We start from the raw sequence: 26,696 nt of genomic DNA on the forward strand, positions 1-26,696 counted from the left end.
GTCAGCCGAGTGTGACCACGTCCGGACTTGCGCCGGGCGTCGCCGGGGCGGCTTAGAAGCGCGCGCTGTCGAAATAGGCGCGGGTATGCGCCGTGTCCTGAATGCGGGTCTCGTCCGAGGGTTGCTCGGCCGCTTCGGCCTCGGTTCCCAGGCTGGCCGCTGCAACGGCTGCCGGGGCCGCGGTACCCGCCAGTTTCAGGAAGTCGCGGCGGCTGGCGCCGGTTTCCTTGGTCTTGCTCATGGGATCCTCCTTTCCCATTTGCGGTTCAGCGCCCGCCGGGGCGCCAGCGAATGACGGCCGCCTAGTGCGTCGTCATGCGGAAGGCCTCGCGTTCGATCTCCATGAAGACCCGGCCGGCGGTGCCGACCGAGGCATAGAGAACCGAATGTTCGGCTGCTTCCAGGTCCGAGAAAAAGTGCTCGGCCCAAGGGCCGATATGCTTGTTCCAGAACGTCTTTTGATCTTCCAGCGTGGCCGGGCCGCCGAAACGGCCGACGATCATGCCACCCATCATCTCCATCAGCGAGGCGATGTTGTCTTCGGGTTCGAACACGTTTGCCGCCCGGGTGATGCCCCGCGCCGCCATGTCGTTGCGCAGCTGCGCCAGCGGTTTCTCGTTCAGGAACCCGGTCAGGTAGAAGCTGGCATAGGGCAGCAGTTCTCCGCGCCCCAGCCCGATGAACAATGCGTTGAACTCGCGCTCGGCCGCTTCGGGCTTGGTCACTTTGGCCACGCGGGCCATGGCCTGAATGGCCTGGCCCAGATCTGTCTCGTCCCCCGACAACGCCGCGATCTGGCTCAGCAGGGTCTGGTCGGGCGGTGTGGCCAGAAGCAGGCCCAGAAAGTTGTAGAAATCCGCGCGCAGACGGTCCTCGGGGGAAATCTCGAACGTCTGCGGGTCGCGAATGTTCATCGGGTCATCCTTCGAATTCGAATTTCATGCGCCGCGGGGCCGGGGGGCGTTCGTCCTCATCCGGTTGGATGGCGTCTGCCACTTCGACAAGGGGCGCGGGCTCGGCTTCAGGCTCGGGCGTTTCGGTTTCCGGCTCGGCTTCGGCCTCGACCGGGTGTTCATCGGTGTCCGTCTGCTCGGCCAGCGCCTCGATATGGCGCAACATGCCTTTGCCCACCTGATACGCCGTCTGCAGGTTTTCGACCACGCAGGCGGCGTCGGTGTAATCCTCGCCGTAATCGACCAGCCCGTCCACATTCGCCAGCACAGGGTTCAACCGCCACAAGCGCCGCAAGGCACGGCGGCGCAGACGGTCCGGCACGGCCTTGGCCATGAAGCCAGAAACATCGTCGCCCGACTGCAGCAGGTCAGGGTCGGGAAGGTCAAGCTCGGCCAAAATCTCGGCGTCGGTCTTTTCTTCCAGTTCGGCCTGCTGTGCGGCGATCTCCTGCGCGGTCAGGGCCTCTTGTTCGGCATGTGCTTCGGCCTGCACGGCGGCCTTGCGGCGAGACCAGAAATCCTGTCGGGCGCTCATTGCAGGGCCCTCCGCGGGGCGCGGTAGACATCCGAGGTCTGCCGGATGCGCGCATCGCCCTTGCCGTCTTCCACAAGATCCACCCGTTTCTTGTCACGACGGCGTTTGACGAACACCTCATCGTGGTGATGGGCCAGAGTGAAATCGCGCACCCAGGCGATCAGGCCTTCGGTCATCGGGATCTTTTCCACGATCTCTTCGCCGGTATCGGCATAGTCCTGCCCCTCGTAGGGCGAGGCGGTGATCAGAAACGCGTTCAGCGGGCGATCACCTTCTGCATCGTCACGCAGGACAAGATACAGCGATGGCTGGCTGTCCGAGAGATTCGCCATATAGGCCTCGGTCTCATCGGACCAGAGTTTCAAGGGCAGGGTGGCGGCGTGGTATTCGACCGCATCGCCCTCGCGGCGCAGTTCAACCCAGTCAGCCGGCGGGGCGCCAGGCAGCACCGCGACCGCGCGCCAATTCCACCGGGCCCAGCGGGTGACCCCCGGTGTCTTGCGCACGACGACGCCAACCGGCATTTCGATCTGTTTTGCGGCCTCGGCCACTTTGATCCTCCCCGGAAAAGCTCTCCCCTGCCTTCCCTTAGGTTCACTATGGTACACAAATGGGCCACGTGCCAAGTCCGCAGCGGCCTGAAATGGTCGTGATCTGGAAAAAAATCGTCGCAAATGGGTCGCGGCGACGATCAGCCGACTTTGGCGGGCGAGGCAGAGTTTCTGACCAGAACCGGCCGCCACACGTTGCATGGGCGGCGTTTGGGTCTAAGGTTAGGGGCAAGGAAGAGATGCGGGGGGAACATGGTCACCAAATTGGTCTTGTGCGATTGCGCCGGAAGTCAGGCCCCGGACGGGCAGGGGATATCGGACGCCTGCGGTGCTAAATGCAGCAGGGTCCACACGGCGCTGTGCACCACCGAGCTGACCGCTGCGGCCAAGCTGATGCAGTCGGATGACCAGATCGTAATCGCCTGCGGGCAAGAGGCCCAAGTTTTTCAAGAACTGGCCGAGGAACTGGGCGTGGATCACCCCGGCTTTGTCGACCTGCGCGACCGGGCCGGCTGGTCCGAGCAGGGGCGGTCGGCGATGCCCAAGATGGCGGCGCTGGCGGCCGAGGCTCTGTTGCAACAGCCGATCACGCCCAGCGTGGATGTCATCAGCGAAGGCACCGCCTGCATCATCGGGCCGGGTGAGGTTGCGTTTGACCTTGCACAGCGACTGTCGGACACGATGGCGGTGACAGTGGTCGTCACCGATGAGGCGCAGCCTGACAGCCGGGCCTATGACGTGGTGCGCGCGCGGGTCCGGTCGGTCTCGGGGGCGCTGGGCGGGTTCAACCTGCGGTTGGATGCGTTGCAGCAGATTGATCCGGCAGGGCGCGGCGCGTTTGCCTGGACCCCGCCGCGCGACGGAGCGGCGTCGGCCTGCGATGTGCTGATCGACCTGGCGGGGGGTACGCCCTTCGTGACGGCCCCCGACAAGCGCGAAGGTTACCTGCGCGCCGATCCGCGCGATGCGGTGGCGGTTGCCCGGTTGGCCTTTGACGCGGCGCAGCTGGTCGGGACCTTCGAAAAGCCGCTGTATGTCCGGCTCGAAGAGACCCTGTGCGCCCATTCGCGGGCCGACCAGGTGGGCTGTTCCAACTGTCTGGATATCTGCCCCACCGGGGCCATCACCCCGGCCGGAGATCACGTGGCCATCGACCCGATGGTCTGCGCGGGCTGCGGTGAATGCGCGGCCCTGTGCCCCTCGACCGCGATCAGCTACGAGGATCCGCCGGTGGCGGCCCTGCTGGCGCGGATGCAGACCTTGGCGGCGACCTACCGTCGGGCCGGAGGGAGCGCCCCGCGCCTGTTGGTACATGATGCCCACGGGGCCGAGATGATCCGGCTGGCCGCGCGGTTCGGGCGCGGGCTGCCCGCCGATGTGATTCCGCTGGAGCTGGGTGTGGTGTCCGGCTTTGGACATGCCGAGATGCTGGCTGCCTTGGCTCATGGCTTTGCCCGGGTCGACATCCTGCTGGCCCCGACGACCGAGCGGGATGCGTTGGAGCGCGAACTGCCGCTGGCGCTGGCCATCGCCGGAGCGGACGTTGTCGGAGTGATCGACGAAGCCGATCCGGATGCGCTGGCCGATCTGCTCTATGCGCAGGACGTGCCGCAGCCACTGGCCCAGCCGGTTCTGCCGCTGGGCAACCGGCGCCAGATCACCCGGCTGGCGGCGCAGGCGCTGCGCCCCGATGCGTCCCAGCCGCTGCCTCTGCCGGAACACGCGCCCTATGGCGCGGTGGCGGCGGACACCGAAGCCTGCACCCTTTGCCTGAGTTGCGTTTCGCTGTGCCCGTCAGGCGCATTGATCGACAACCCCGACATGCCTCAGCTGAATTTTCAGCAGGATGCCTGCCTGCAATGCGGGCTTTGCAAGACCATCTGTCCCGAAAGCGCGATCACCCTGGTGCCCGAACTGGACCTGAGCGACCGTGCGCTGTCGCCGCGTGTTCTGAACGAGGAAGAGCCCTTTGCCTGCATCGAATGCGGTGCTCTGTTCGGGGTGAAATCGACGGTCGAGCGGATCATGGAGAAGCTGGCGGGCAGCCACCCGATGTTCGCCTCGTCCGAGCAGGCGAAGATGATCCAGATGTGTGACGATTGCCGTGTGCAGGCGCAGTTCCACAGTCAGGACAACCCATTTACCTCAAAGCCCAAGCCCAAGGTCGTCACCACCGATGACTACTTCAGCAAGCGCAAGGATCACTGAAGCTTGAGCGGGGCCCCCAGATCGGCCGCGCGGATGACCGAGACATAGGCGAGGATCGCCTCAACCTCGTCCTGCGTGAGCGTTACCGGATGAATGGGCGGGGGGCGTTCGGGGTCGAAGGGCGCAGTGATCCCTTCGATCTGGGTAAAGGACGGATGCGGATTCAGGACAAAGAACGCCTGGAACCGGTTCGACCAATCCGGCATCGCGCGCAGCACCGCAAAGGACGGCGTCGAGCCCAACCCGTTCATCCGGTTCTGCGGGCCGATCACATGACAGCGCCCGCAATGGGTCAGCGACAGCTTTTCGCCCAGCACGGCGTCGCCTTCGATGGCATCCGACTCGGGCGCAGCGACCGTTTGGAAACTGGCCGAGAACGGGCCGCCCACGGTCGGTGCAAAGCTTTCGACGGTGCGCTTGCCCACGTCGGACAACAGCCAATCCTGAAAGCGGGCCTGCCGCGGATCGTCCTGAATGCGCAGGTGATAGATGTCGCCGCCGCGCTGAAACACCGGCTGCCCCGGTGGCCCGACCGCCAGAACCATCGCGCCCGCATGATCCGCGACAACGCGGATTCCGGTCTTGAGCGAGAAGCGCGGAAGAATATGTTTCAAAAGACCCGAGCGTGCGACATCTTCCGGCGCGGCCAGACCAATCTCCTCCTGCGACCAAGAGGGGCTGGCGAAGAGCGTCAGGCTCAGGCACAAAAGAACAAAGCGCATGGCCCAGCCTAACGGTGACAGGGCGAATGCGTCAAATGAACGAACAAGACGGAGACACACGGCGATGAGCGGCGATTACAACATGTCGATGCGCAAATTCCTCAAACAGGTTGGCGTGACCAGCCAGCAGGCCATCGAAGATGCGCTGCGCAAGGCGGGCGATCCGGCGGGCAAAAGCTTTGAGGCCAAGATGGTCCTGACGATCAACGGGCTGGATGTCGAACACGTGGTGACAGGCCAGATCAAGGACGGCGACGCATGAGCATCCGCGACGCGGTTCTGGCGAACCTGAAAAAGATCACCGACCCGGTTTCGGGGCAGGACATCGTCAGCGCGGGCGTGGTCCGCGCGCTGAATATCGAGGGCGACACCGTGCGCTTCGTTCTCGAGATCGACCCCAAGAACGCCGAAAAGATGGAGCCGGTGCGCGCCACCGCCGAAAAGGCGGCGCAGATGGTCGGCGGGGTGGCCAAGGTCTCGGCCCTGCTGACCGCGCATTCCGACAAGGCGCCGCCGGATTTGAAGCCCAAGCCCAAGCCGTCGCAGACCGGGCCGCAGGCGGTGCCGGGGGTTGACCGGATCATCGCCGTGGCCTCGGGCAAGGGCGGGGTCGGAAAGTCGACCGTTTCGGCCAACCTGGCCTGTGCACTGGCGGCCGAAGGGCGGCGCGTTGGATTGCTGGATGCTGATGTCTACGGCCCTTCGCAGCCGCGCATGCTGGGCGTGTCCGGGCGACCCGCCAGCCCCGATGGCAAAACCATCCTGCCGCTGCGTAATCACGGCGTCACCATGATGTCGATGGGGTTGATGACCAACGAAGGTCAGGCGGTGGTCTGGCGTGGCCCGATGCTGATGGGCGCGCTGCAGCAGATGATGAGCCAGGTGCAGTGGGGCGCACTGGACGTGCTGATCGTCGACCTGCCGCCCGGCACAGGGGACGTGCAGCTGACGCTGAGCCAAAAGTTCAAGGTGGACGGGGCCATCGTCGTCTCGACCCCGCAGGACGTGGCCCTGATCGACGCGCGCAAGGGCATCGACATGTTCCGCCAGCTGAAGACGCCGATCGTCGGCATGATCGAGAACATGTCCACGCATATCTGCTCGAATTGCGGGCACGAGGAACACGTGTTCGGCCATGGGGGCGTCGCCGCCGAAGCCGCCGAATTGGGCGTGCCGTTGCTGGGGGAAATCCCGCTGCATCTGGACATCCGCGTGGCCGCCGATGGCGGGGCGCCGATCGTGGTCAGCAAACCCGACAGCCCGCAGGCCGAGGCCTTCCGCAAGATCGCCCGCGACCTGATCGCCGCGGGCAAGGCATGACACAGCCGGTCTTTCCCCCATTGCTGTTCGGGCACCCGGTGCAGGGTGGGGAAGACCCGTTCGACCATGCGCAGGCCATGGCGGCGCTGGGCTGCGATGCGGGCAGCGTCGTCTACAACATCCAGGCGGATCGCCTGCGCGCGGCCATCGTATTTGCGCCCGAGGTGCCCTTGCAGGACGCCCTGGCCATGCTGCCGCTGTGCGCCGTCGGGTTCCAGAACGCGCTGGGCGCGCTGGCTCCGCCCGAGGTGGCGGTTCATCTGGGCTGGGATGGTCCGATTTTCGTCAACGGGGCCCGGTGCGGCCGGTTTCGTGTGGCCGCGTCGACCTCGGATCCGGAAACCGTGCCCGACTGGCTGGTCGTCGGCTGGGAGCTGGCCTTGCTGCAAACCGGGGACGAGCCCGGCAAGTCGCCCGATGTGACGGCCCTGTATGACGAAGGCTGCGCGGACGTGTCCCCGGTGCAGCTGGTCGAAAGCTGGTCGCGTCACATGCTGACCTGGCTGAACCGCTGGTCCGAGGATGGCAACGCGCCGCTGCACGGGGAATGGATGGGCTTGCTGCAGGGCGTCGGAGAGCCCTATGCTGATCGCGGCGTGTTTCTCGGGGCCGATGAGCGGTTCGGCATGCTGTTGCGGAACGGGGCGGACACGCAGATTGTTCCTTTGACCCGTCTGTTGGAGGACGTCCATTGAACCTGGCCCGCGCCATTCATTTCGACGAAAGCGACCTGAACGTCTTTCACTCACCCGCCCGAACGGGCGAATGGTGCATCTCGGGCGGGTTCGAGTTTTCGAACTGGGGCGAGGCAGACCTGGCCGGCAAGGCGCGTCAAGCCTTTGCCAACGGGTGGCTGGGGCTTGAAACCTTCGGGCGCGTGACCTTTGTGGCGGTGACGCAGATCGAACCGGCCGAGATGGAGCGGCTGGCCACCAACCTGGCCGAGCATTTCGTGCGCCTTTACGGCGCGCCCTCGGTCGAGGCGGCGCTAGACGTGGCCCGGGCCGAGCTGGCCCATATGTCCGAGATGTGTGACGATCATGCCCCCAACACCCTGCTGACCGTTGCCCGCAGCCTGACCGAGTCCGGCGTTCACGAGGCGTTTCGCGTGATCACGCCGCAAGAGGCCGAGTTGGAGGCCTTTGCCGTGCACGGGTCATTGGACGAGTAATTACAAAAGGTCGGCAAAACCGCCGAACTGTCCGCGCTTGAAGATCAAGCCTTTGCCGGTGCGGTACATGACCTGTTCGACCTCTCCCACGAGAATCAGATGATCCCCGGCCTCGTGGCGGGCAGACAATGTGCAGTCAAATCGGGCCAGACACTGGCTCAGCTGCGGCCGACCTTTGTGATCCGGGGACCAGTCTGCATGCGAGAAATCGAGGCCATTGCGGGCAAAACGAAGGGCCAGATCCTGCTGATCCTCGGCCACGACATGGATCGAGTAATGTTGCGCTGCTTGAAAGGCCCCGTAACGGTTCGACTCTTTTGCCAGACACCACAGGACCAATGGTGGATCCAGCGACACTGATGCAAACGAGTTGACGGTGATGGCCGAGGGACTGTCCGGGGTGCTGGTCGTGACGACCGTCACACCAGTGCCAAAGCACCCGAGAGCCTCGCGGAAGGCCATGCTTTGATCGGGTCCGGGTTTGAATGTTCTTTCGGTCATCGCGCGCTCGTTTGGTGGCCGGGCACGGGGTGCCATGCCGCAGCAGAATTGTCCACGAAAAGCTGTATCGCGATCAATAGGCTGATTCAGTTCAGGTCTTCCAGCAGCCGACCGTGCTTGCGGGTTTCTGCGATCACGTCGCCGAATGTCTGCATACCGCGCGCAGCCAGCATCGGCAGCATGCGCACCAATGCTTCAGCCGTCGCAACCGCATCCCCCAAGGCCGTATGGCGGAGCGTCTCGGGGATTTCCACGCCCAGTCTTTCGCACAATGCGTCGAGCGTATGGGTTTCGCTGGCTCCGAAAAGGACCGCCGACAGCAGAACCGTGTCCAGGATGGGGTGATCCCACGTCACTTCCATGCGCTTGGCATGACGGCGCAGAAACGCCATGTCGAATGGTGCGTTATGCGCCACGATCACGGCATCACGGGCGAAGTGGTGGAACATGCGCCCGGCTTGCGCGATATCGGGCGCGTCCTGCACCATACGGTCACTGACCTTGTGAACCTTGGTCGAAGCGGGTGGGATCGGAATGCCCGGATTGACCAGCGTGTCCAGCCGCTCGCCCTCGACGATGCGCCCCTTGACGACACGGACGGCGCCGATCTGCACGATCTCGTCCTTGTGCGGCAGCAAACCGGTGGTTTCGGTGTCGAAGACCACAAAGCACAGTTGCGATAGCGGGCGGTTTTCGAACGCCTCGTCGCCTGGGGTGTCCAGAAGATCGAAATCATAGACCAGAGGGCGCGCGGCCTCTGGCGGAATGCGGGCGACGCTGTCTTCGAAGATCAGCATATAGCCCGGCGCATCGCCCAGCGGTTTCATGCGTGCCGTGTAGGTTTGGCGCCCGTCCACGCTGGCCAGGGTGCAATAGACATCCATGCCGGTTTTCCCCAGCTTCTCGTAAGCGTCCAGCAGAGGTTTGCGTTCGAGATAGTCGAACAGCGAGGCGTTCAGGCGGGGATGGGCGATCTGCGCCAGAACCTCGGCGGCCTGCGCGTCGTACAGAACGATCTGGTGGTTTGGCCCCGCGAGCAGCATCGCGACCGGGATCTCGGACAGAAGCGCGGTCAGACGTTCCTTCTCTGACGCGAGATGCGCGGTTTCGGCAGCCACAGCCTCGGCCGTGGACAGGGCGGTGGTGGCCAGTCGCTCGGCAAGGCTGGCGGCGGCGGGGGCCAGATCACCCAAATAGCGTGCCGCCTGCAAGTCGAGATCGGTATCCACCCCCGCATGTGCACGCGCACGCAGCTGCGCCGACAGGCGTTCGATCGGTTTGGCCACGTTGTCGTCGAACAGCAGCCAGACACCGACAACCAGCCCCAGCAAGCCAAACGAGATCAGCAGGCCGCTGAACACGAAGGCGCTGGTTAGATCATTCGGATCCGCGCGTTGCAGGCCAAGCCAAAGGGCGATCACGGTGATGGCGATGCCACCCGCCGCAAGCAAGCAGAAGAACAGAAAAATTCTCAGGCGCAGGCTCAGGCGGGTCAGCATGGTCAGGCCTCGCAAGTGGCTGAGACCACCGGATCATCCTCGCCAACCGGCACCCAATCGGCACCGACCAGACGCCCGTCATCCGAGAACTCGGCCCCATCCGCCAGACTTGACCGGCTGTGCTCGGCGCAGTTCACCGCGATTGGCATCTTGGACACCGGCGCCCAGCGGCCAAAGAAGTACAGGTCGATCAGGCGCTGATCCGGCACCTGCGCATTGGTCCGCAACGAGGCGGTATCGACGGCCGCGAACCGGTCGACATAGGGCACCGCATAGGTCCAGGGGCGATAGAGCGCGCGGCTTTCGACCTCTTGCACGACGGTCAGGCCGTCGGGCAGGGCGTCCCGGGTGCGGTCGTACCAGGAATACTCGCTGATGATCGTGACCGCGATCATGCCCAAGCCGGCCGCAACCGGAGCCGACCATTTCGGCAGATGGCCACCTGTCAGCCGGTTCAAACCCATCACGAGGCCCGCGATGGCAAAGCCCGCAAAGATCGTGCCGATCAGCTCAAGAAACATCTTCCTCCTCCGTTCTTACTGCCGGGGTCTTTACCCCAGCATCCCCTTGCCGTGCCCGACCGCGGATTGCATCGTCTTTACCACGACAAACGCGTCCCGAAGATGACTTCGCTCAAAGTCCGACAATTCAGACGGCGCAAGATAGTTGTCGGGCTTGTCGCCATTCCTGATCTGTTTGACCTGATGGTTCAACCGGGTTTCCGCGATCAGGTCATAGGCATCCAGCAGGTCCCGCGCGCCCGACGGGCTGAGCACCCCGGCGGCCTCGGCGGACTTGAGGCGCGCGCGGGTGTTCACCTCGGTCAATTCACCCTGCAGGCTGTAGACGCGGCCCAGATCGACCACGGGAACCACGCCGTTGTGCTTGAGGTCCAGCGTGTTGCGATGCTCGCCCGAGCGGATCGTGGCGATCCCGCGCAGCAGGCCCAGCGGAGGCGTGTGTTTCAGAGAATTCGAAATCATGTGCGCCACGAAGATCGAGTTCGCCCGGGCCGCGCGCAGAGTTTCGGCCTGCAGGTCGGAAAACAGATCGAACCGGCCACCGATGGGGCGCAGGTCGAACATGACCGAGGCCAGCATCTGCGCCTCGGGGTTGGGCTTGGCGATCCAGCCGTTGAAATAGTCGCGCCAGACCCGGACCGGCTGCCGCCAGCGCGGATTGGTCGCCATCATGTCTCCGGGGCAATAGAAATACCCGCAGGCATCCAGCCCGTCGGACACGAATTTGGCCAGCGCCTCGAAATAGGGCAGGTCGGGATCGGTGACGCTGTCATCCAGCATCAGGCAATTGTCCTGGTCGGACACGCCTGTCTGCTCCTGCCGGCCTTGCGAGCCGCAGGCCAGCCACAGATAGGGCACGGGTGCCGGGCCGAGTTTCTGCTCGGCCAGCGCCAGAAGCCGGCGCGTCGCGGCGTCGGCGATGTCGGTGATCAGGCGGGTGACGATCTCGTGCCGGTTGCCGCCCGCCACCAGTTGCACCAGCAGGTTCGGGATGTCGGCCGTGACCGCGGCCATCTCGGTCGCCGATCCGGCCCGGGCGATGCGGCTGACCAGCTCGGCCGAGCTGACGGCCTGGAACCGGGTCAGGTCGGTTTGGGTGACCATTCCGACCAGACGCCCACCCTCGGAGATGGGGATATGGCCGATACCGCGTTCCAGCATCGCGTGCAGCACGTCCGAGCCGATGTCGCCGGGCGACAGGGTCAGGGGGTCCGGGGTCATGATCTGTGACACCAGGGTCGTCGGGGGCAGGGCGCCCGCCACGACCTTGCCCGACAGGTCTCGAACCGTGGCAATGCCGCGCAACGCGCCGCGCTCGGTGATGCAGACCGAAGAAATGCCCCGGTCGCGCATCAGGCGCGCGGCTTCCTGAACGGTCGTGTCCGGGGTGCATGTGGCCGGCTTGCGCGCCATCAGGGTCTCGACTCGGGTGGTGGCCAGCGATTGCTGTTCAGGTCGCGCGGGGCGGGCCCGGTTGAAGAATCTGGCGACGACGACGTGACGCTGGAGCAGATCGGAAAAAAGGTCGGTGGGGATGATCAGCAGAACCGAGGGCGCGTCAGTCGTTGCTGTGGTCACCGCGCGCCCGTCGCGCATCAGACCACGTTCGCCGAACGAGTTGCGCAGGCCCAGATGGGATACGACCGCGCCGTTTTCGTCGGTGATCTCGACCTGGCCTTCGTAGATGATGAACAGGCCGGGCAACTGCGCGCCACGGCGATAGAGGACGGCGCCCTTTGCGATTTCGCGCGCTTCGATCCGGGCTGCGATGTCGGCCAGTTCCTCGACCGGCAGCGCGTCATAGGGGTGCACGGATTTCAGAAACCGGGTGATCTGATCAGGTGAAAGCGCCATGGGGCCGCCTATCCGCTTGAATGAAAAAGCCCCGCCCGGGGGTTAGCCGGGCGGGAAAAGCTGGTCGAGGGAAACGGCCCGTGATGCATCATCGCGGACCGCATCCGGCTCAGTGGTCCTGAGCCGCGCCCGCACCACGGGGAATGCGCACGCTTTCGACCAGATCCTTGATCTCCTGCGGGGTTTCCTTGGTCATGCCAGCAACCACATAGGCGACGCCGAAGTTGACCATGGCGCCGATCGCACCGAACGAGGTCGATTTGATCGGACCCAGCAGCGGGTCTGCATCGGTGAACGAGTTGGTGCCCGGAATGAACAGCCAGCCCTTGTGCAGGAAGATGTAGACCAGGGTGACGGTCAGACCAGCCAGCATGCCCGCGACCGCGCCGGTGTTGTTGATGCGGGTCGAGAAGATCCCCATCATCAGTGCCGGGAAGATCGAGGCCGCCGCCAGACCGAAGGCCAACGCCACGGTTTGCGCCGCAAAGCCCGGAGGGTTGAGGCCCAGATAGGTGGCAACCACGATGGCCACGGCCATTGCGATCCGCGCCGCCAGAAGCTCGCCCTTCTCCGAGATGCTCGGGTTGATCGAGCCCTTGATCAGGTCGTGCGACACCGCCGACGAGATTGCCAGCAGCAGGCCCGCAGCGGTCGAAAGCGCAGCCGCAAGACCACCGGCCGCGACCAGACCGATCACCCAACCCGGCAGGTTGGCGATTTCGGGGTTGGCCAGAACCAGGATGTCGCGGTTGAACTTGGTCAACTCGTTGCCGACCCAGCCCTTTTCTTCGGCAAGCGCCTGCATGTCGGCATTCTTGTCGTTGTAGTACTGGATCTTGCCGTCGCCGTTCTTGTCTTCCCAGTCCAGCAGGCCGGTTTTCTGCCAGGTGGCCATCCAGTCATACCGGGCATCGTTGTCGATCTGCTCAAGCGAAACAGCGCCGCCTTCGATGCCGCCGTTCGGCCACATCATGTCGGTGATATTCAGACGGGCCATGGCACCAACCGCAGGGGCGGTCAGGTACAGCAGCGCGATGAACACCAGCGCCCAACCGGCCGACCAGCGGGCGTCCGACACTTTGGGAACGGTGAAGAAGCGCATGATGACGTGCGGCAGGCCGGCGGTGCCGATCATCAGCGACAGGGTGAACAGAACCATGTTCAGCGTGTTCGAATGATGAGCGGTGTATTCCGCAAAGCCCAGCTCGGCCACGATGGCATCCAGCTTGGTCAGCAGCGGCTCACCGCCGGCGGTGTCGCCGAACAGGCCCAGGGCCGGGATCGGGTTGCCGGTCAGCTGCAGCGAGATGAAGATCGCCGGAATGGTGTAGGCGGTGATCAGCACGCAGTACTGAGCGACCTGGGTATAGGTCACACCCTTCATACCGCCGAACACCGCATAGGCGAACACGACGCCCGCGCCGATCAGCAGACCGGTGGTGTTCGACACTTCCAGAAAGCGGCCGAAGGCCACGCCCACGCCGGTCATCTGGCCGATCACATAAGTGACCGAGGCCACGATCAGACAGATCACCGCCACGACGCGCGCGGTCTGGCTGTAGAAGCGATCGCCGATGAACTCGGACACGGTGAACTTGCCGAACTTGCGCAGATAGGGCGCAAGCAGAAGCGCCAGCAGCACGTAGCCGCCGGTCCAGCCCATCAGGAACGAGCTGTTGTCATAGCCGGTAAAGGCAATCAGGCCCGCCATCGAGATGAACGAGGCCGCCGACATCCAGTCTGCTGCCGTGGCCATGCCGTTGGTGACCGGGTGAATGCCGCGTCCGGCGGCATAGAATTCCGATGTGGATCCCGCCCGGGCCCAGATCGCGATGCCGATGTAGAGCGCAAAGGACGCGCCCACAAACAGCAGGTTGATGGTAAACTGATCCATTGTCCCCTGGCTCCCTTATTCTTCTTCGACGCCGTATTCGGCATCCAGTTTGTTCATGCGCCAGGCGTAGAAGAAGATCAGCGCCAGAAAGACCAGGATCGATCCCTGTTGCGCGAACCAGAAGCCCAGGTCGGTGCCGCCGACGGCGATGCCCGACAGCAACGGGCGCAGCAGAATGCCGAACCCGAAAGACACCAGCGCCCAGATGATGAGGCTGATGTAGATGAGACGCAGGTTTGCCTGCCAATAGCCCTTGTCGGACTCGGCAGTCTGCGCGGAGTTTGTTGAATTATCCGCCATTGCGGTTTCCTCCTTGGTTCCTCCAGGGCGGCCCGGTGCATTTGTCCTCCGGCGTAGGGCCGCCATTCGATTGCGCCGAGCGCCGCGATGGCGCCAGGCAAAGCTTCTCCGGTCCGCCAGAGCGGTTCCGTTGAAGAAACTCGTGTCGGGGTCAGTGCCCGCTTTGGGGAGTCCTCTTCCCCTTACCGCATCGCGTCGCCCACGATGCTTTCCAGGCCACGGGCGATCTGATCGATCTGCCCCATGGCATCCAGTTTTCTGAGTACGCCGCGATCCTTGTAGTAGTCGATCAAAGGCGCGGTTTGTTCGTGATAGGCCTCCAGCCGGGACGCCACGGTTTCGGCATTGTCATCGGCGCGGCGGCTGAATTCGGTGCTGCCGCACTTGTCACAAACACCGTCAACCTTCGGCTGCTTGTACTGATCGTGGTAGCCTTCACCGCACATTGCGCAGGTGTAGCGTCCGACGATCCGGGTGACCATCTCGGCGTCCTCGACCTCGAGGCTGATGGCCGCATTCACCTTCTGTCCGTTTTCGGCCAGCAGCTTGTCCAGCGCTTCGGCCTGAACCGTGGTGCGGGGAAACCCATCCAGGATGACACCACGCGCGCAGTCTGGTTCGGCAATGCGATCGCGCAGGATTGCGATGACGATATCATCGCTGACCAGGTCGCCGGCTTCCATCACCGCTTTCGCGGCCTTTCCGGCCTCGGTTCCGGCAGCAACTGCGGCGCGCAGCAGGTCGCCCGTGCTGAGTTGCACAAGGCCGAATTTCTGTTCCAGCATTCGCGCCTGTGTGCCCTTCCCGGCGCCCGGAGGGCCGAGAAGGATCAGGACAGCGGGCTTTGTGATTGTTTCAGCCTGCATCACGCCCTCACTTGTTGGCCCGGTTGGCGATCAGATCTTCGACGACGGACGGGTCGGCCAGGGTCGAGGTATCGCCCAGCGAGCCGAAGTCGTTCTCGGCGATCTTGCGCAGAATGCGGCGCATGATCTTGCCCGAACGGGTCTTGGGCAGGCCCGGAGCCCACTGGATCACGTCGGGGCTGGCGATCGGTCCGATTTCTGTCCGGACCCATGTGCGCAGCTCTTTCAGCAATTCATCCGAGGGCTCTCGGTCATTCATCAGGGTGACGTAGCAATAGATGCCTTGGCCCTTGATTTCATGGGGATAACCAACGACGGCCGCTTCGGCGACGGCGGCGTGAGCCACCAGTGCGCTTTCGACTTCGGCGGTACCCATGCGGTGGCCAGACACGTTGATGACGTCATCGACGCGGCCGGTGATCCAGTAATCGCCATCTTCGTCGCGGCGGCAGCCGTCACCGGTGAAGTAATACCCCTTGTAGTCCGAGAAATAGGTCTTCTCGAACCGCTCATGGTCGCCCCATACGGTGCGCATCTGGCCCGGCCAGCTGTCCTTGATGCACAGCACGCCTTCGACCCCGTTGCCGGTGATCTCGACGCCCGACTGCGGATCCAGCACGACGGGTTGAACGCCAAAGAAGGGTTTCATCGCCGAGCCGGGCTTGGTCGCATGCGCGCCGGGCAGGGGGGTCATCATGTGGCCGCCGGTCTCGGTCTGCCACCAGGTGTCGACGATCGGGCATTTCCCCTTGCCGACCACCTCATTGTACCAGTTCCAGGCCTCGGGGTTGATGGGTTCGCCCACCGTGCCGAGCGTTTTCAGGGAACTCAGGTCGCATTTTTCTACGAACTCGTTGCCCTGACCCATGAGCGCGCGGATCGCGGTGGGGGCGGTGTAGAACTGGTTGACCTTGTGCTTCTCGCAAACCTGCCAGAACCGCGAGGCGTCGGGATAGGTCGGCACGCCTTCGAACATCAGTGTGGTCGCGCCATTGGCCAGCGGGCCATAGACGATATAGCTGTGGCCGGTGACCCAGCCCACGTCCGCCGTACACCAGTAGATGTCGCCGTCATGATAGTCGAAGGTGATTTCGTGGGTCATCGCGGCGTAAACCAGATACCCACCCGTGGTGTGCACCACGCCTTTCGGCTGTCCGGTCGAGCCCGAGGTGTAGAGGATGAACAGCGGGTCTTCGGCGTTCATCTCGGCCGGCGCACAATAATCGTCGGCCTCCAGCGCCATTTCGTTGTAGTCGTAGTCGCGCCCGTCGATCCAGGTGGTCTGGCCACCAGTACGCTTGACCACCAGACACTTTACCGTGTCCTTGCAGTGCAGCAGGGCGGCGTCGGCGTTCGATTTCAGCGGAGTCTTGCGGCCGCCGCGCGGGGCCTCGTCGGCGGTGATTATGACCTTGGCGTCGCAACCGTTGACCCGAGCGGCCAGCGCGTCGGGCGAGAAGCCGGCAAACACGATCGAGTGGATCGCGCCGATGCGGGCACAGGCGAGCATGGCATACGCGGCCTCGGGGATCATCGGCAGATAGATGACGACCCGGTCGCCTTTGCGCACGCCCATCGATTCCAGAATGTTCGCCATGCGGCAGGTGCGGCGGTGCAGCTCGGCATAGGTGATGTGCTGGGCTTCGTCGTTCGGATCATCCGGTTCCCAGATGATCGCGGTCTGATCGCCGCGGGTCTTCAGGTGACGGTCCAGGCAGTTGGCCGAGACGTTCAGCGTGCCGTCGGCATACCAGTTGATCTTGACCGAGCCGAAATCGTAGTTGACGTCCTTGACCTGGGTGTAGGGCTTGATCCAGTCGATCCGCTTGCCATGCTCACCCCAGAATTTCACGGGGTCGTTGACAGATGCCTCGTACATCTGGGTGTATTTTTCGGCATCGACATGAGCGCGAGCGACGGTTTCTGCGGATGGCGGAAATACCTTGGCTTCTGCCTGGGCAGCGGTGGTCATTCTGAGGCTCCTCCCTCTGACTGGACTTCGGGTGGATCGAGTTTGCCCAATTGATTGGCATTGTCGATCCGTTTCCTCCCCGGTCGGGATAATACGCCTTCGAGAAAAGAAAGAAATAAATTGCCGTAATCCTTGGATTTGTTTGTAAACAAGTTTCCGTTTCTCGAGCCATTTTGTAAATTCGACCGAGTTGAGTTTGCGATAACATGTTAAAAAACAAACACTTACAGATTATGGAGTTGTTAACGGCCCAGTGTGACACCTTTTCTCCTGTGGGTCGAACGTGTCGGCGGGGCTTTCTGGGCCGTGCAGAAATCAACGCTTTCACGGGTGCACCATTCGGGCGGCGGGGCTTGGCACGTGTCGATGTTGGCGCTAGCTTGACTCTCAAGCGCCCCGGGAGGGGGTGCACCAATGGGAGAGATCATTATGAACAAGATGTTGAGCGGAGCGGCCATCGCCGCCCTTGGCGTTGCTTTTGTCACCGAGGCGGCTGCGACCGAGTGGAATGCCTCGGTCTGGGGCAAGCGCCGCGCCTTCACCGAACATGTTGAGAAACTGGCCGAACTGGTCAGCGAGAAAACCGATGGCGCGTTCACCATCAACGTCAGCTATGGCGGCCTTTCCAAGCCCAAGGAAAACCTGGACGGCATCGAAATCGGCGCCTTCGAGATGGCCCAGTTCTGCGCTGGTTACCATCGCGACAAGAACCGCGCGATCACCGTCCTGGAACTGCCGTTCCTGGGTGTGAACACACTGGATGAGGAAGTGGCCGTCAGCCACGCGGTCTACGATCACCCTGCGGTCAAGGAAGAGATGGCTCAGTGGAATGCTCGGATCCTCATGACCTCGCCGATGCCGCAGTACAATCTGGTCGGGACAGGCGAGCCGCGTGACGAACTGGCAGAGTTTGAAGGTATGCGCGTTCGTGCGACCGGGGGCCTTGGTCAGGCGTTCGAGGCCGTTGGTGCCGTTCCGACATCGGTTCCGGCGACCGAAGCCTATAATGCGATGCAGTCCGGTGTTGTGGACACCGTCGCATTTGCTCAGCACGCACACCTGTCGTTCGGCACCATCAATGAGGCCGACTGGTGGACCGCGAACCTGAACCCCGGCACGGTGAACTGCCCAGTGGTCGTGAACATCGACGCCTATGAAGCACTGCCGCCCGAGCACCGTGAGGCGCTGGACAGCTCGATCGACGAGGCGATTGACCACTACCTGACCAACTACGGTGAGCTACTGAAAAAGTGGGATGGCGTGCTCGAAGAAAAGGGCGTTCAGAAAGTGATGATCGATGACTCCGTTCTGGACGAGTTCCGTGCCAAGGCGGCCGACCCGATCCGCGACCAGTGGATTGCTGACATGTCCGCCCAAGGCCTGCCGGCGCAGGATCTTTACGACCTGGTGCAGGCAACGCTGAAGCAGCAGCGCGGCGGCAACTGATAAAAAACAGCCGGGGGCTGAAACGCCCCCGGGATCATCTGGAACAGGGGACAACCGGATGGCAGGACACGCCACGGTATTGGAGGACGGCAGCCTCCTGAGCCGTCTCGACCGGCAATTGCTGCAACTTGAACGATTTCTGGCCCTTCTCAGTGGAATCGCCGTTTTCGGATTGATGGTGTTGGCTGTTGTGTCCGTCAGCGGACGCAACGCGATCAACGCGCCATTGCCGGGCTATGTCGACTGGATCGAGCAGGCCATGCCTCTGATCGCGTTTCTTGGCATTTCCTATGTGCAGCGAGACGGCGGGCACATCCGCATGGACATCGTGATCGCGCGGCTGCACGGGCGCGCAATGTGGTTGTTCGAGCTGATTTCGGTCGTGCTGATCCTGGTCCTGATGTTGGCTTTGGTCTGGGGCAGCTGGTCCCATTTCGATCGATCGTTTGATTTCGGCGCACCGATGTGGAGCCGTGACAGCTCGATCGACATCGGTATTCCGATCTGGCCCGCCAAGCTGTTGGCGCCAGTTGCCTTCTCCGTTTTGTGTCTGCGGTTGTGCCTCCAGATCTGGGGGTATGGTCGGGCGTTCCTGTTGGGTCTGGAGTCTCCGGTTGCGGTGCCGCTGATTCAGGACGCCGCCGCGCAGGCCGCGGCCGAAGCCGAGCAGTTTGAGAGGCAGGACTGACAAATGGACACGATTGAAATCGGCCTGTGGGTCACGGGCGGCCTGCTGGTTCTTGTCGTCGCGGGCATGCGCGTTGCGTTTGCCGCAGGCCTCGCAGGGCTGGTAGGGCTGGTCTGGATATTCTGGGCCAAATTCGGATACGACCCGGATCGGTTTGGCAAGGCTTTGACCGTTGCCGTCAAGACGGCGGGGCAGGTGCCGCATTCCAAAGTGGCTTCGCACACGCTCAGCCTGATCCCAACTTTCATCCTGATCGGATACCTGGCCTATTACGCAGGTTTGACCCGGGCGTTGTTCGAAGCGGCCAAGCGCTGGGTCGCCTGGGTGCCGGGCGGTTTGGCGGTGTCCACGGTTTTCGCGACCGCCGGTTTTGCAGCCGTGTCAGGCGCGTCGGTGGCTACGTCGGCCGTCTTTGCCCGCATTGCCATCCCCGAGATGCTGGACGTCGGCTACAACAAAAGGTTTGCCGCAGGCGTCGTGGCCGCTGGCGGTACTTTGGCGTCGCTGATCCCACCTTCCGCGATCCTCGTGATCTATGCGATCATCGTCGAGCAGGACGTGGGCAAACTGCTGCTCGCCGGGTTCATCCCCGGTGCGTTTTCAGCGGTGATCTACGGACTGCTGATCATCGGTATCGCGGTTTTCTTCAAAAATGTGGGTCCGCCGGTGCGTGGCTTTACCTGGAAACAGCGCTTTGCCGCGTTGCCCGGTGCGCTACCGATCTTCGCGGTAATCCTGATCATCATCTGTTTTGTCTACAACCCATTTGGTGACAAGGCGTGGGGAACGCCGACCGAGGGCGGCGCAATCGGTGCATTCATCGTGTTCTGCTTTGCGCTGTTTCACGGCATGCGCTGGACCGAGCTGAAGTCGGCGTTGTTGGAAACCGCCAAGCTGACGGCGATGATCTTCTCGATCATCTGGGGTGTCTTGATCTACGTGCGCTTTCTGGGTTTCGCCGACCTGCCTGGGGCGTTCTCGGATTGGATCACCTCCCTCCATATGTCACCCATGCTGATCCTGATCTGTATCCTGTTGGCCTATGCCGTGCTTGGCATGTTCATGGATGCAATCGGGATGCTGCTGCTGACTCTGCCGGTGGTCTATCCTGCCGTCATGGCCCTGAACGGGGGCGAGGCGGTAAGCGCGGCCGACAGCACATTCGGCATGTCGGGCCCCATGTGCGCGATCTGGTTTGGTATTCTGGTGGTCAAGATGGCCGAGTTCTGTCTGATCACGCCGCCAATCGGCCTGAACTGCTTCGTGGTCGCTGGCGTGCGCCCGGACCTGAGTGTTCAGGATGTGTTCAAGGGCGTGGCCCCGTTCTTCGTCGCTGATGCGGTGACGATTGCGCTGCTGGTCGCGTTTCCGGCGATCGTTCTGTATCTGCCATCGCTTGCCGGCTGAGGTTTTGGGCAATCCAGGCACGGGCTGTGATGCATGGCTCTGCCGCGCGCATAGAAAATTCGGGCGGCACGAAGTCTCGGTGCCTCAGTGGACCCAATACCTCAGTGTCGCAAAGACTGAACGGGGGCAGCGCCCCCATCCGGCCTAACCGCAAAACAGGGCGATACGGCTCACTTGGCCCGCATGAGCATGCCAAACAGGTCGCGCGGATCGTCCGGGTCCGCCAGCATGTCCAGGGGCTCGAAAAACTCGGTTCCCTCGATCGCGCGCTTGACGTAGCGCAGGGCCGAGAAGTCCTCGATCGCGAAACCAACGCTGTCGAACAGAGTGATCTGCCGGTCGTCACGGCGACCTTCCGCCTGGCCGGTGATGACCTGCCACATCTCGGTGACCGGGTGGTCAGGGTCCAGCGCTTGAATTTCACCTTCGATCCGGGTCTGCTCGGGGTATTCCACGAAGATGTCGGACCGCAGAAGAATGTCGCGATGCAATTCGGTCTTTCCGGGGCAGTCGCCTCCGATCGCGTTGATGTGCACGCCCGGGCCGACCATGTTGTCGGTCAGGATGGTGGCATATTTCTTGTCGGCGGTGCAGGTGGTGATGATCTGCGCACCCTCGATCGCCTCTTCGGCCGAGCGGCACGAAAACACCTTCAAGCCGGTCCCTTGCAGATTGGCCGCGCATTTCGCGGTGGCGGCGGGATCAATGTCATAAAGGCGAACGGTATCAATCCCGCACATGGCCTTGAAGGCCAGGCATTGGAATTCGGACTGCGCGCCATTGCCGATCATCGCCATCGTGGACGCATTCTTGGGGGCTAGGTACTTGCCGACCAGCGCCGAAGTGGCCGCGGTGCGCAGCGCCGTCAGCATCGTCATCTCGGTCAACAGGGTCGGATACCCGGTGTACACGTCCGCAAGCAGGCCGAACGCCGTGACGGTCTGCAGGCCCTCGGATGTGTTCTTGGGGTGGCCGTTCACATATTTGAACCCATAGGCCTCGCCGTCCGAGGTCGGCATCAGTTCGATCACGCCATGTGGGGAATGGGCCGGGATGCGCGGGGTCTTGTCAAAGCTCTCCCAGCGTTTGAAATCGTCCTCGATCTGGGTGGCGATCTCGATGATCATTCTTTCGACACCGATGTGGTGGATCAGCCGCATCATGTTGTTGACGGATACGAAGGGAACAAGCGCCTTGTCGGAAGGTTGCATGGGGTCTCTCCTAGCGGCGTGACAGGTGGATGCCTGCGATCATGCAGCGCACCGACCCGCCGGCGGTTTCGATGGTGGGAACGGACAGCGGCAGGGGCGTCGCGCTGTCCTGGATGATGTCGATCTGATCCGGGCGCAGCGCGGCCAATGCCCGGCTGGACAGCGCCAGAACCAGCCCGTCGCGGCCTGTCAGTTCGATGGCGTTACCGGCAAATTCGGCGATCTGGTCGTGGGTCAGGTCGATCACCGTGCGGCCGGATTCCTCGAGCCGCGCCCGAACGGTCGCGCGCCGCTCGGGGTCGGTGATCATGTCCAGACAGATCAGGGCGTAATGCGTGCCGATCCCCATCAATACATTGGTGTGATAGACATCGCGGCCTTGCGCGTCGCGGGCCTCGAAGGCGATGGGCTCGTAGTTGAAATGGGTGCAGAACCGTTCCAGCAGCACCGGGTCGGCGCGGTTGGATTTGACGGTATAGGCAATGCGCCCGACGTGATCGAGCACCATCGCACCGGTGCCCTCCAGCGCGAGGTTGTCCTGCTCGAGCCCGGAATAGTCGATCACGTCCTGTACGCGATAGTCGCGTTTCAGCATCTTGATCACATCCATCCGCCGTTCGCGCCGGCGCGAGGGGACGAACATCGGATAGATCGCCACGTGTCCGCCCGGATGGGTCGAGAACCAGTTGTTCGGAAACACGCTGTCGGGCGTGTCGTTGTCACCGAAATCGTCGAACACATGCACGGTCACGCCGGCGTTGCGCAGTTGCTCGACCGCGCGGTCATGCTCGTCGCGGGCTGCGGCCGAGGTCGCCTTGGCCGAGCGGTTGGCCAGCGTCTGGAACGCATTGTCGTCACGGGTCTCGGGGTTCGAGGCAAAGGCGTGTGGCCGGATCATGACCACCGCCGAAGGGGCCTGAAGGGAATGCATCAGAAGCTCCGGGTAATGCGGTCGAAGATGCGGCGCCCAAGCAGCGAGGCGGCCAGGTCGACCATAAGTTTCGCGGTGCGGCCGCGTTCATCGAGAAAGGGGTTCAGTTCGACCAGGTCCAGCGAGCAGACCAGCCCGCTTTCGTGCAGCAGTTCCATGACCAGATGCGCCTCGCGTTCGGTCGCGCCGCCGGGAACGGTGGTGCCGACGGCCGGCGCGATGGCGGGGTCAAGGAAATCCACGTCCAGCGAGACATGCAGAATACCGTTCGCGGCGCGGACGCGGTCCAGAAAGGCCATCAGCGGAGCTTTGATGCCGTGTTCGTCGATGCTGCGCATATCGGCCAGCATGGCGCGGTCTTTCTCCAGCGCGGCGCGCTCGGCCGGATCGACCGAGCGCAGGCCGATCATGCCGACGCGGTCCGTGGGTATCGGAGCATCCAAAGCTGGGAAAGCGTCGAACCCGGGCTGGCCGGTGAAATAGGCGACCGGCGTGCCATGCAGGTTGCCACTGCCGGTGCTGTTGGGCGTGTGGAAATCGCTGTGCGCGTCCAGCCAAAGCACGAACAACGGGCGCCCGACCTTCTGCGCATGGGCGGCCATGCCAGAGACCGTGCCCATCGACAGGGCGTGGTCGCCCCCCAAAAAGATCGGCAGACCTTGTTGGGCCGCCTGTTGCGCAACCCGTTTCAAAGCCCGCGTCCACCCTACGCACTCGGGTAGGGCAAAGAGGTGATCATGTTGCGGCATGTCGACAGTGTCCGGGCGGGTGTCGCCAAAGTCTGTGACCGTGTGCCCGAGGTCGGACAGCGCCTCGGCAATTCCGGCCACGCGGTACGCGTCGGGTCCCATCCGGCAACCCTGTCGCCGCTTGCCGACGTCCATGCCGGCACCAACGAGAATGACTGATTTGGTATCCATACGTTCATTTAGCGGTGCAATGCGGGTTGCGTGAAGGAGGCAAAATGCTCAAAATGAAATCCGAAAATCCAAAATGGAAACATGGAATGGACGATCTGGACAGCCGCTTGCTCAGCGCCCTTCACCGAGACGCTCGCGCGTCCCTGTCAGAGCTTGCAGAAGTGCTGGGTGTAACGCGGACGACCGTGCGCAGCCGGCTGCAGCGGCTCAAGCAATCGGGTGAGATTGTGGGCTTTACTGTCCTGACCCGTCGGGACGTCGCGCAAAGCCCGGTGCGCGGGCTGATGATGCTGGAAATCGAAGGGCGCGGGACCGAGCGCATCATGGCCCGGATCGCGGCGATGCGGCAGGTGCGGGCGGTGCATTCCACCAATGGCGGATGGGACCTGATCGCCGAGATCGGGACCGAAACGCTGGCCGAACTGGACGAGGTTCTGTTCCAGATCCGCCGCATCGAAGGCGTGACCCGCTCCGAGACCAATCTGCTTCTGTCCACCCGAAAAGGCCGCTTTTGAACCGCCCGCCATTCACCAGCGCGGCATAGCTTTGAATACCAAACGATTTGTGCAAGAGTTTTCCCGCAGGCTTGATCAAGCCCATGGGCAGGGAAATCAATATGAGCACAGCAGACCCAGGCGAAAACTCGCGGGCGGAAATCCTGATTGCCCGGGTGACCGGTCTGTTGGAGCAGCCGGTCGTCAGGCTTGCGATACCTGTGGTGATAACGCTGATCGCGTTGACGGTGCTGCACGACCTGTCGAGCCATGTGAAATGGTCGGACGTGCAATCTGACATTGCCGGAACGTCTTGGCGGGTAATGTTCCTTGCAGTGTTCTGGACGGCCTTCAGTTTTCTGTCTCTGTCCTTCTATGACGTCTTCGCCGTGCAGAGCGTGGCCGGGGGAACGGTCCCGCTTCGCATTGCGGCCATGGCCGGGGCCAGCGGCTATGCGGTGTCGAATTGCCTCGGATTTTCGTACATCACGGGCACTGCGATCCGCTATCGGATCTACGCGTCTCTGGGGTTGGATCTGGGACGGGTCGCTGGTGTGATCGCCACATCATGGGTGGCTTTCTGGATGGGCCTCATCCTGATCCTCGGCGGAATGATGACGCTTCATCCAGACGGGATCGCCCAAGCGCTGCCGATCAGTGGAACGCTTGAAACGGTCATCGGGGTTGCCCTGCTGGTCGGTCTGCTGGTTCTGTTTGTATGGCTGGCCAAAGGCGGGCGTCGGCTGGCCTTTGGCGGAGTGGGATTTGACCTGCCCGGAGGCAAGTTGGCCAGCCTTTTGACACTGGCCGCAATCGGGGATCTGTTCGGCGCGTCGATGGCTCTTTATGTTCTGATGCCCGACGATCTAGGCGTCGGTTATCCGTATTTCTTCACCATCTATATCTGCGCAATCGCAGTTGGGATTCTCAGCCATGCGCCGGGCGGAATCGGTGTGTTCGAAGCCACTTTGATCGCAGGGCTGGGGGCCTCGGGTCGGTCGGACGTGATTGCCGCCTTGCTGCTCTACCGGGTTGTCTACACGTTTTTGCCATTTGCCATCGCAAGCCTGTCGATCGCCGTCGCTTCGGCGCTGGCACACCGGCATCACATCAGCGGCGCGGCTACTTGGTTCTATCGGGCCGTCCGGCCAATCGTGCCGATGGTGGCTGCCGGTATCGCGGCAGTGGCCGGTGTGGTTCTTCTGGTGTCCGGCACCTTGCCTGCCAGCTCGACGAAGCTGGGGATCCTGCGCGAGTTTCTGCCCTTGTCCTTCGTCGAGGCATCGCATCTGGCCGGAAGCGCCATTGGCGTTCTGCTGCTGCTTGTGGCGCGGGGGCTGTACCGCAAGCTGTACCGGGCATGGATCGTTGCCATGATCCTGATGCTGGCCGGGTTCTTTGCGTCACTGGCCAAAGGACTGGATACGCATGAGGCCATCGGAATGCTTGCAGCCATCGGTTTGTTGGCCCTGTTTCGGGGGGCTTTCTACCGGGTCAGCGGCGCCTCCATCTTCCGACTGAACATTCCCTGGCTGGTCAGCCTGATCGCGTTGCTGGCGGTGATCTTCTGGATCGGGTTGTTCGCCTATTCCCATGTCGAATACGAAAATGCGTTGTGGTGGGAGTTTGCATGGAATGGCGATGCCTCGCGGTTCCTGCGCTCCAGCATGGTGGTGGCGGTCATCGTCGGGGTGGTGGCCGTGAACTCGTTGTTCGGACGTACGATCCCCGCACGTCAACGCACCGAAATCCCTGCGGCGGTCGAACGTTTGTCGCTTGCCAGCGAAGACACCGAGGCGCAGATCAGTCTGACCGGCGACAAACAGTTCCTGATCGCGCCAGATGAAAGCGCCTTTCTGGCCTATGCCGATTCCGGCAACGCGTTGATCAGCAAGGGCGAGCCTGTCGGCGATGAGGCCGCCGGCCAGCAGCTGATTTGGCAGTTGCGCGAAATGGCCGATGCCGAAGGCAAGCTCTGCGCATTTTACAGCGTGTCCACCAAGTATCTGCCTACGTTTCTGGACCTCGGGCTGTCGATCCTCAAGATCGGTGAAGTCGCCCGCGTTCCGCTGAAGGACTTCACGCTGGACGGCAAATCCCGCAAGCGGTTCCGTCAGGCCCGGAACCGGGCCGAGCGTGAAGGATATGTCTTCGAGATCATTCCCAAAGAACAGCTTGCACCGGTCCTGCCCGAGCTGCGCCAGATCTCGGATCACTGGCTGGAAGGCAAGGCGGGCGCGGAAAAGGGTTTTGCCCTGGGCGGGTTCGACGAGCAGTATTTGTCCTACTTCGATCATGCGGTTCTGAAGAACGGCGAGACAGGCAAGATCGTGGCTTTTGCCAACCTGTTTCAGGGCGGCAACAAGTCGGAATTGTCGCTGGATCTGATGCGGTACGAGCCCGACTGCCCCAGCTTTGTCATGGACGCTCTGTTCGCCGAGATGATGAACTGGGGCGCCGGCCAAGGGTTCCATTGGTTCTCATTGGGGGCCGCGCCGTTTTCCGGGATCGAGAACCGGCAACTCGCCTCGCTCTGGAACCGGATCGGCGGCTTCGTTTACGAGCACGGCGAGCAGTTCTATCACTTCGAGGGGCTGCGCGCCTTCAAGCAAAAGTTCGACCCGGAGTGGAGCCCCAACTATCTTGCCAGCCCAGGCGGTCTGGCCGCGCCGCGCATCCTGTACGAGGTGAACATCCTGATCTCTGGCGGCCTGACGGGCCTGACGAAATAG

The 26,696-nt window shown here is 62.8% G+C and carries 26 protein-coding genes; 10 read left to right on the forward strand and 16 right to left on the reverse strand.

Translation table 11 applies throughout. The annotated features are described in order from the left end of the window. Positions 1–52: 52 nt before the first annotated feature. The 4 genes from ACR0DA_RS04270 to ACR0DA_RS04285 form a co-directional block, all read right to left on the reverse strand. On the reverse strand, positions 53–241 hold the full coding sequence (locus ACR0DA_RS04270; RefSeq protein WP_005983760.1) for a twin-arginine translocation signal domain-containing protein: 189 nt from the start codon (positions 239–241) through the stop codon (positions 53–55). A 61-nt stretch (positions 242–302) separates the two neighbouring features. Further along, positions 303–914 carry a TorD/DmsD family molecular chaperone gene (locus ACR0DA_RS04275; protein WP_149775837.1) on the reverse strand — a complete coding sequence of 204 codons (612 nt, stop codon included), beginning with the start codon at positions 912–914 and terminating at the stop codon, positions 303–305. A gap of 4 nt (positions 915–918) precedes the next feature. Next, positions 919–1,488 (reverse strand): DUF3306 domain-containing protein, encoded by a 570-nt coding sequence (locus ACR0DA_RS04280; protein ID WP_170450288.1) that lies wholly within the window; start codon positions 1,486–1,488, stop codon positions 919–921. Beyond that, entirely contained in the window at positions 1,485–2,039 is a 555-nt protein-coding gene (locus tag ACR0DA_RS04285) for a DUF3305 domain-containing protein (RefSeq protein WP_170339045.1), read from the reverse strand. Before ACR0DA_RS04285 ends, ACR0DA_RS04280 begins: the two co-directional genes overlap by 4 nt. Before the next feature lie 252 nt (positions 2,040–2,291). On the opposite strand from ACR0DA_RS04285, the gene ACR0DA_RS04290 reads away from it, so the two are divergent. Next, a complete protein-coding gene (locus ACR0DA_RS04290; protein WP_480753074.1) occupies positions 2,292–4,247 on the forward strand; it encodes a 4Fe-4S binding protein in 1,956 nt (651 codons plus the stop codon). Here the strand turns inward: ACR0DA_RS04290 and ACR0DA_RS04295 are convergent. Further along, positions 4,241–4,969: a c-type cytochrome gene (locus ACR0DA_RS04295; protein WP_480753076.1), complete on the reverse strand. Its 729-nt coding sequence runs from the start codon at positions 4,967–4,969 to the stop codon at positions 4,241–4,243. The two genes, ACR0DA_RS04290 and ACR0DA_RS04295, sit on opposite strands and share 7 nt — an antisense overlap. Positions 4,970–5,033: 64 nt before the next feature. Between ACR0DA_RS04295 and ACR0DA_RS04300 the strand changes: the two genes are divergently transcribed. The 4 genes from ACR0DA_RS04300 to ACR0DA_RS04315 are packed head-to-tail and all read left to right on the forward strand — an operon-like array spanning position 5,034 to position 7,460. Further along, positions 5,034–5,231 carry a DUF6494 family protein gene (locus ACR0DA_RS04300; protein WP_170339600.1) on the forward strand — a complete coding sequence of 66 codons (198 nt, stop codon included), beginning with the start codon at positions 5,034–5,036 and terminating at the stop codon, positions 5,229–5,231. Next, positions 5,228–6,289: an Mrp/NBP35 family ATP-binding protein gene (locus tag ACR0DA_RS04305; protein ID WP_480753078.1), complete on the forward strand. Its 1,062-nt coding sequence runs from the start codon at positions 5,228–5,230 to the stop codon at positions 6,287–6,289. Before ACR0DA_RS04300 ends, ACR0DA_RS04305 begins: the two co-directional genes overlap by 4 nt. Further along, positions 6,286–6,984 carry a biotin/lipoate--protein ligase family protein gene (locus tag ACR0DA_RS04310; RefSeq protein ID WP_480753079.1) on the forward strand — a complete coding sequence of 233 codons (699 nt, stop codon included), beginning with the start codon at positions 6,286–6,288 and terminating at the stop codon, positions 6,982–6,984. Before ACR0DA_RS04305 ends, ACR0DA_RS04310 begins: the two co-directional genes overlap by 4 nt. Next, positions 6,981–7,460: a DUF6505 family protein gene (locus ACR0DA_RS04315; protein WP_170437244.1), complete on the forward strand. Its 480-nt coding sequence runs from the start codon at positions 6,981–6,983 to the stop codon at positions 7,458–7,460. The genes ACR0DA_RS04310 and ACR0DA_RS04315 overlap by 4 nt, the downstream gene beginning before the upstream one ends. Here the strand turns inward: ACR0DA_RS04315 and ACR0DA_RS04320 are convergent, their stop codons facing one another. The 8 genes from ACR0DA_RS04320 to acs all read right to left on the reverse strand — a co-directional run bounded on the left by ACR0DA_RS04320 (position 7,461) and on the right by acs (position 16,867). After that, on the reverse strand, positions 7,461–7,961 hold the full coding sequence (locus ACR0DA_RS04320; protein WP_480753080.1) for a flavin reductase family protein: 501 nt from the start codon (positions 7,959–7,961) through the stop codon (positions 7,461–7,463). It abuts the gene before it with no gap. An 86-nt stretch (positions 7,962–8,047) separates the two neighbouring features. Then, complete coding sequence (locus tag ACR0DA_RS04325; protein ID WP_480693965.1) at positions 8,048–9,460, reverse strand: 3'-5' exonuclease; 1,413 nt, start codon at positions 9,458–9,460, stop codon at positions 8,048–8,050. A 2-nt stretch (positions 9,461–9,462) separates the two neighbouring features. Beyond that, positions 9,463–9,981, reverse strand: coding sequence for a hypothetical protein (locus tag ACR0DA_RS04330; RefSeq protein WP_480753082.1), 519 nt, complete (start codon positions 9,979–9,981; stop codon positions 9,463–9,465). A 30-nt stretch (positions 9,982–10,011) separates the two neighbouring features. After that, positions 10,012–11,835, reverse strand: coding sequence for a DUF294 nucleotidyltransferase-like domain-containing protein (locus tag ACR0DA_RS04335; protein WP_480753083.1), 1,824 nt, complete (start codon positions 11,833–11,835; stop codon positions 10,012–10,014). Positions 11,836–11,944: 109 nt separating this feature from the next. Continuing rightward, positions 11,945–13,729 carry a sodium:solute symporter family protein gene (locus ACR0DA_RS04340; RefSeq protein WP_170357571.1) on the reverse strand — a complete coding sequence of 595 codons (1,785 nt, stop codon included), beginning with the start codon at positions 13,727–13,729 and terminating at the stop codon, positions 11,945–11,947. A gap of 15 nt (positions 13,730–13,744) precedes the next feature. Beyond that, positions 13,745–14,029, reverse strand: a complete 285-nt coding sequence (locus ACR0DA_RS04345) for a DUF4212 domain-containing protein (protein ID WP_093962930.1) — start codon at positions 14,027–14,029, stop codon at positions 13,745–13,747. A 182-nt stretch (positions 14,030–14,211) separates the two neighbouring features. After that, positions 14,212–14,895 (reverse strand): adenylate kinase, encoded by a 684-nt coding sequence (locus ACR0DA_RS04350; protein WP_480753085.1) that lies wholly within the window; start codon positions 14,893–14,895, stop codon positions 14,212–14,214. A 7-nt stretch (positions 14,896–14,902) separates the two neighbouring features. Then, a complete protein-coding gene (acs, locus tag ACR0DA_RS04355) occupies positions 14,903–16,867 on the reverse strand; it encodes an acetate--CoA ligase (RefSeq protein ID WP_170371215.1) in 1,965 nt (654 codons plus the stop codon). A 429-nt stretch (positions 16,868–17,296) separates the two neighbouring features. Between acs and ACR0DA_RS04360 the strand changes: the two genes are divergently transcribed. From ACR0DA_RS04360 to ACR0DA_RS04370, 3 genes are read left to right on the forward strand one after another with little or no spacing between them, the layout of a single operon-like run. Further along, the gene (locus tag ACR0DA_RS04360) at positions 17,297–18,313 is read left to right on the forward strand and encodes a C4-dicarboxylate TRAP transporter substrate-binding protein (RefSeq protein WP_170340073.1); all 1,017 of its coding nucleotides are present in this window, start codon (positions 17,297–17,299) and stop codon (positions 18,311–18,313) included. Between the two features lie 58 nt (positions 18,314–18,371). Next, the gene (locus tag ACR0DA_RS04365; protein ID WP_170371412.1) at positions 18,372–19,001 is read left to right on the forward strand and encodes a TRAP transporter small permease subunit; all 630 of its coding nucleotides are present in this window, start codon (positions 18,372–18,374) and stop codon (positions 18,999–19,001) included. 3 nt (positions 19,002–19,004) lie between these two features. Next, on the forward strand, positions 19,005–20,408 hold the full coding sequence (locus ACR0DA_RS04370) for a TRAP transporter large permease (protein ID WP_170339016.1): 1,404 nt from the start codon (positions 19,005–19,007) through the stop codon (positions 20,406–20,408). A 170-nt stretch (positions 20,409–20,578) separates the two neighbouring features. Here ACR0DA_RS04370 and ACR0DA_RS04375 read toward each other — a convergent pair whose 3' ends face one another. The 3 genes from ACR0DA_RS04375 to rocF are packed head-to-tail and all read right to left on the reverse strand — an operon-like array spanning position 20,579 to position 23,470. Beyond that, complete coding sequence (locus tag ACR0DA_RS04375; RefSeq protein WP_480753087.1) at positions 20,579–21,619, reverse strand: ornithine cyclodeaminase; 1,041 nt, start codon at positions 21,617–21,619, stop codon at positions 20,579–20,581. Positions 21,620–21,629: 10 nt separating this feature from the next. After that, positions 21,630–22,550, reverse strand: a complete 921-nt coding sequence (ctlX, locus tag ACR0DA_RS04380; RefSeq protein WP_480753089.1) for a citrulline utilization hydrolase CtlX — start codon at positions 22,548–22,550, stop codon at positions 21,630–21,632. Further along, a complete protein-coding gene (gene rocF, locus ACR0DA_RS04385) occupies positions 22,550–23,470 on the reverse strand; it encodes an arginase (RefSeq protein WP_170437258.1) in 921 nt (306 codons plus the stop codon). Before rocF ends, ctlX begins: the two co-directional genes overlap by 1 nt. Before the next feature lie 86 nt (positions 23,471–23,556). On the opposite strand from rocF, the gene ACR0DA_RS04390 reads away from it, so the two are divergent. Beyond that, positions 23,557–23,985, forward strand: coding sequence for an Lrp/AsnC family transcriptional regulator (locus tag ACR0DA_RS04390; protein WP_093961837.1), 429 nt, complete (start codon positions 23,557–23,559; stop codon positions 23,983–23,985). 101 nt (positions 23,986–24,086) lie between these two features. Next, positions 24,087–26,696 carry a bifunctional lysylphosphatidylglycerol flippase/synthetase MprF gene (gene mprF / locus ACR0DA_RS04395; protein WP_170339570.1) on the forward strand — a complete coding sequence of 870 codons (2,610 nt, stop codon included), beginning with the start codon at positions 24,087–24,089 and terminating at the stop codon, positions 26,694–26,696.

This window comes from Ruegeria sp. CI8, assembly GCF_056536865.1.

Excerpts from the sequence above, each read along its gene's own strand:
- ACR0DA_RS04270 (WP_005983760.1), bottom strand. The coding sequence starts at position 241 with ATGAGCAAGACCAAGGAAACCGGCGCCAGCCGCCGCGACTTCCTGAAA.
- ACR0DA_RS04275 (WP_149775837.1), bottom strand. The coding sequence starts at position 914 with ATGAACATTCGCGACCCGCAGACGTTCGAGATTTCCCCCGAGGACCGT.
- ACR0DA_RS04280 (WP_170450288.1), bottom strand. The coding sequence starts at position 1,488 with ATGAGCGCCCGACAGGATTTCTGGTCTCGCCGCAAGGCCGCCGTGCAG.
- ACR0DA_RS04290 (WP_480753074.1), top strand. The coding sequence starts at position 2,292 with ATGGTCACCAAATTGGTCTTGTGCGATTGCGCCGGAAGTCAGGCCCCG.
- ACR0DA_RS04295 (WP_480753076.1), bottom strand. The coding sequence starts at position 4,969 with ATGCGCTTTGTTCTTTTGTGCCTGAGCCTGACGCTCTTCGCCAGCCCC.
- ACR0DA_RS04300 (WP_170339600.1), top strand. The coding sequence starts at position 5,034 with ATGAGCGGCGATTACAACATGTCGATGCGCAAATTCCTCAAACAGGTT.
- ACR0DA_RS04305 (WP_480753078.1), top strand. The coding sequence starts at position 5,228 with ATGAGCATCCGCGACGCGGTTCTGGCGAACCTGAAAAAGATCACCGAC.
- ACR0DA_RS04310 (WP_480753079.1), top strand. The coding sequence starts at position 6,286 with ATGACACAGCCGGTCTTTCCCCCATTGCTGTTCGGGCACCCGGTGCAG.
- ACR0DA_RS04320 (WP_480753080.1), bottom strand. The coding sequence starts at position 7,961 with ATGACCGAAAGAACATTCAAACCCGGACCCGATCAAAGCATGGCCTTC.
- ACR0DA_RS04325 (WP_480693965.1), bottom strand. The coding sequence starts at position 9,460 with ATGCTGACCCGCCTGAGCCTGCGCCTGAGAATTTTTCTGTTCTTCTGC.
- ACR0DA_RS04330 (WP_480753082.1), bottom strand. The coding sequence starts at position 9,981 with ATGTTTCTTGAGCTGATCGGCACGATCTTTGCGGGCTTTGCCATCGCG.
- ACR0DA_RS04335 (WP_480753083.1), bottom strand. The coding sequence starts at position 11,835 with ATGGCGCTTTCACCTGATCAGATCACCCGGTTTCTGAAATCCGTGCAC.
- ACR0DA_RS04340 (WP_170357571.1), bottom strand. The coding sequence starts at position 13,729 with ATGGATCAGTTTACCATCAACCTGCTGTTTGTGGGCGCGTCCTTTGCG.
- ACR0DA_RS04345 (WP_093962930.1), bottom strand. The coding sequence starts at position 14,029 with ATGGCGGATAATTCAACAAACTCCGCGCAGACTGCCGAGTCCGACAAG.
- ACR0DA_RS04350 (WP_480753085.1), bottom strand. The coding sequence starts at position 14,895 with ATGCAGGCTGAAACAATCACAAAGCCCGCTGTCCTGATCCTTCTCGGC.
- acs (WP_170371215.1), bottom strand. The coding sequence starts at position 16,867 with ATGACCACCGCTGCCCAGGCAGAAGCCAAGGTATTTCCGCCATCCGCA.
- ACR0DA_RS04360 (WP_170340073.1), top strand. The coding sequence starts at position 17,297 with ATGAACAAGATGTTGAGCGGAGCGGCCATCGCCGCCCTTGGCGTTGCT.
- ACR0DA_RS04365 (WP_170371412.1), top strand. The coding sequence starts at position 18,372 with ATGGCAGGACACGCCACGGTATTGGAGGACGGCAGCCTCCTGAGCCGT.
- ACR0DA_RS04370 (WP_170339016.1), top strand. The coding sequence starts at position 19,005 with ATGGACACGATTGAAATCGGCCTGTGGGTCACGGGCGGCCTGCTGGTT.
- ACR0DA_RS04375 (WP_480753087.1), bottom strand. The coding sequence starts at position 21,619 with ATGCAACCTTCCGACAAGGCGCTTGTTCCCTTCGTATCCGTCAACAAC.
- ctlX (WP_480753089.1), bottom strand. The coding sequence starts at position 22,550 with ATGCATTCCCTTCAGGCCCCTTCGGCGGTGGTCATGATCCGGCCACAC.
- rocF (WP_170437258.1), bottom strand. The coding sequence starts at position 23,470 with ATGGATACCAAATCAGTCATTCTCGTTGGTGCCGGCATGGACGTCGGC.
- ACR0DA_RS04390 (WP_093961837.1), top strand. The coding sequence starts at position 23,557 with ATGGACGATCTGGACAGCCGCTTGCTCAGCGCCCTTCACCGAGACGCT.
- mprF (WP_170339570.1), top strand. The coding sequence starts at position 24,087 with ATGAGCACAGCAGACCCAGGCGAAAACTCGCGGGCGGAAATCCTGATT.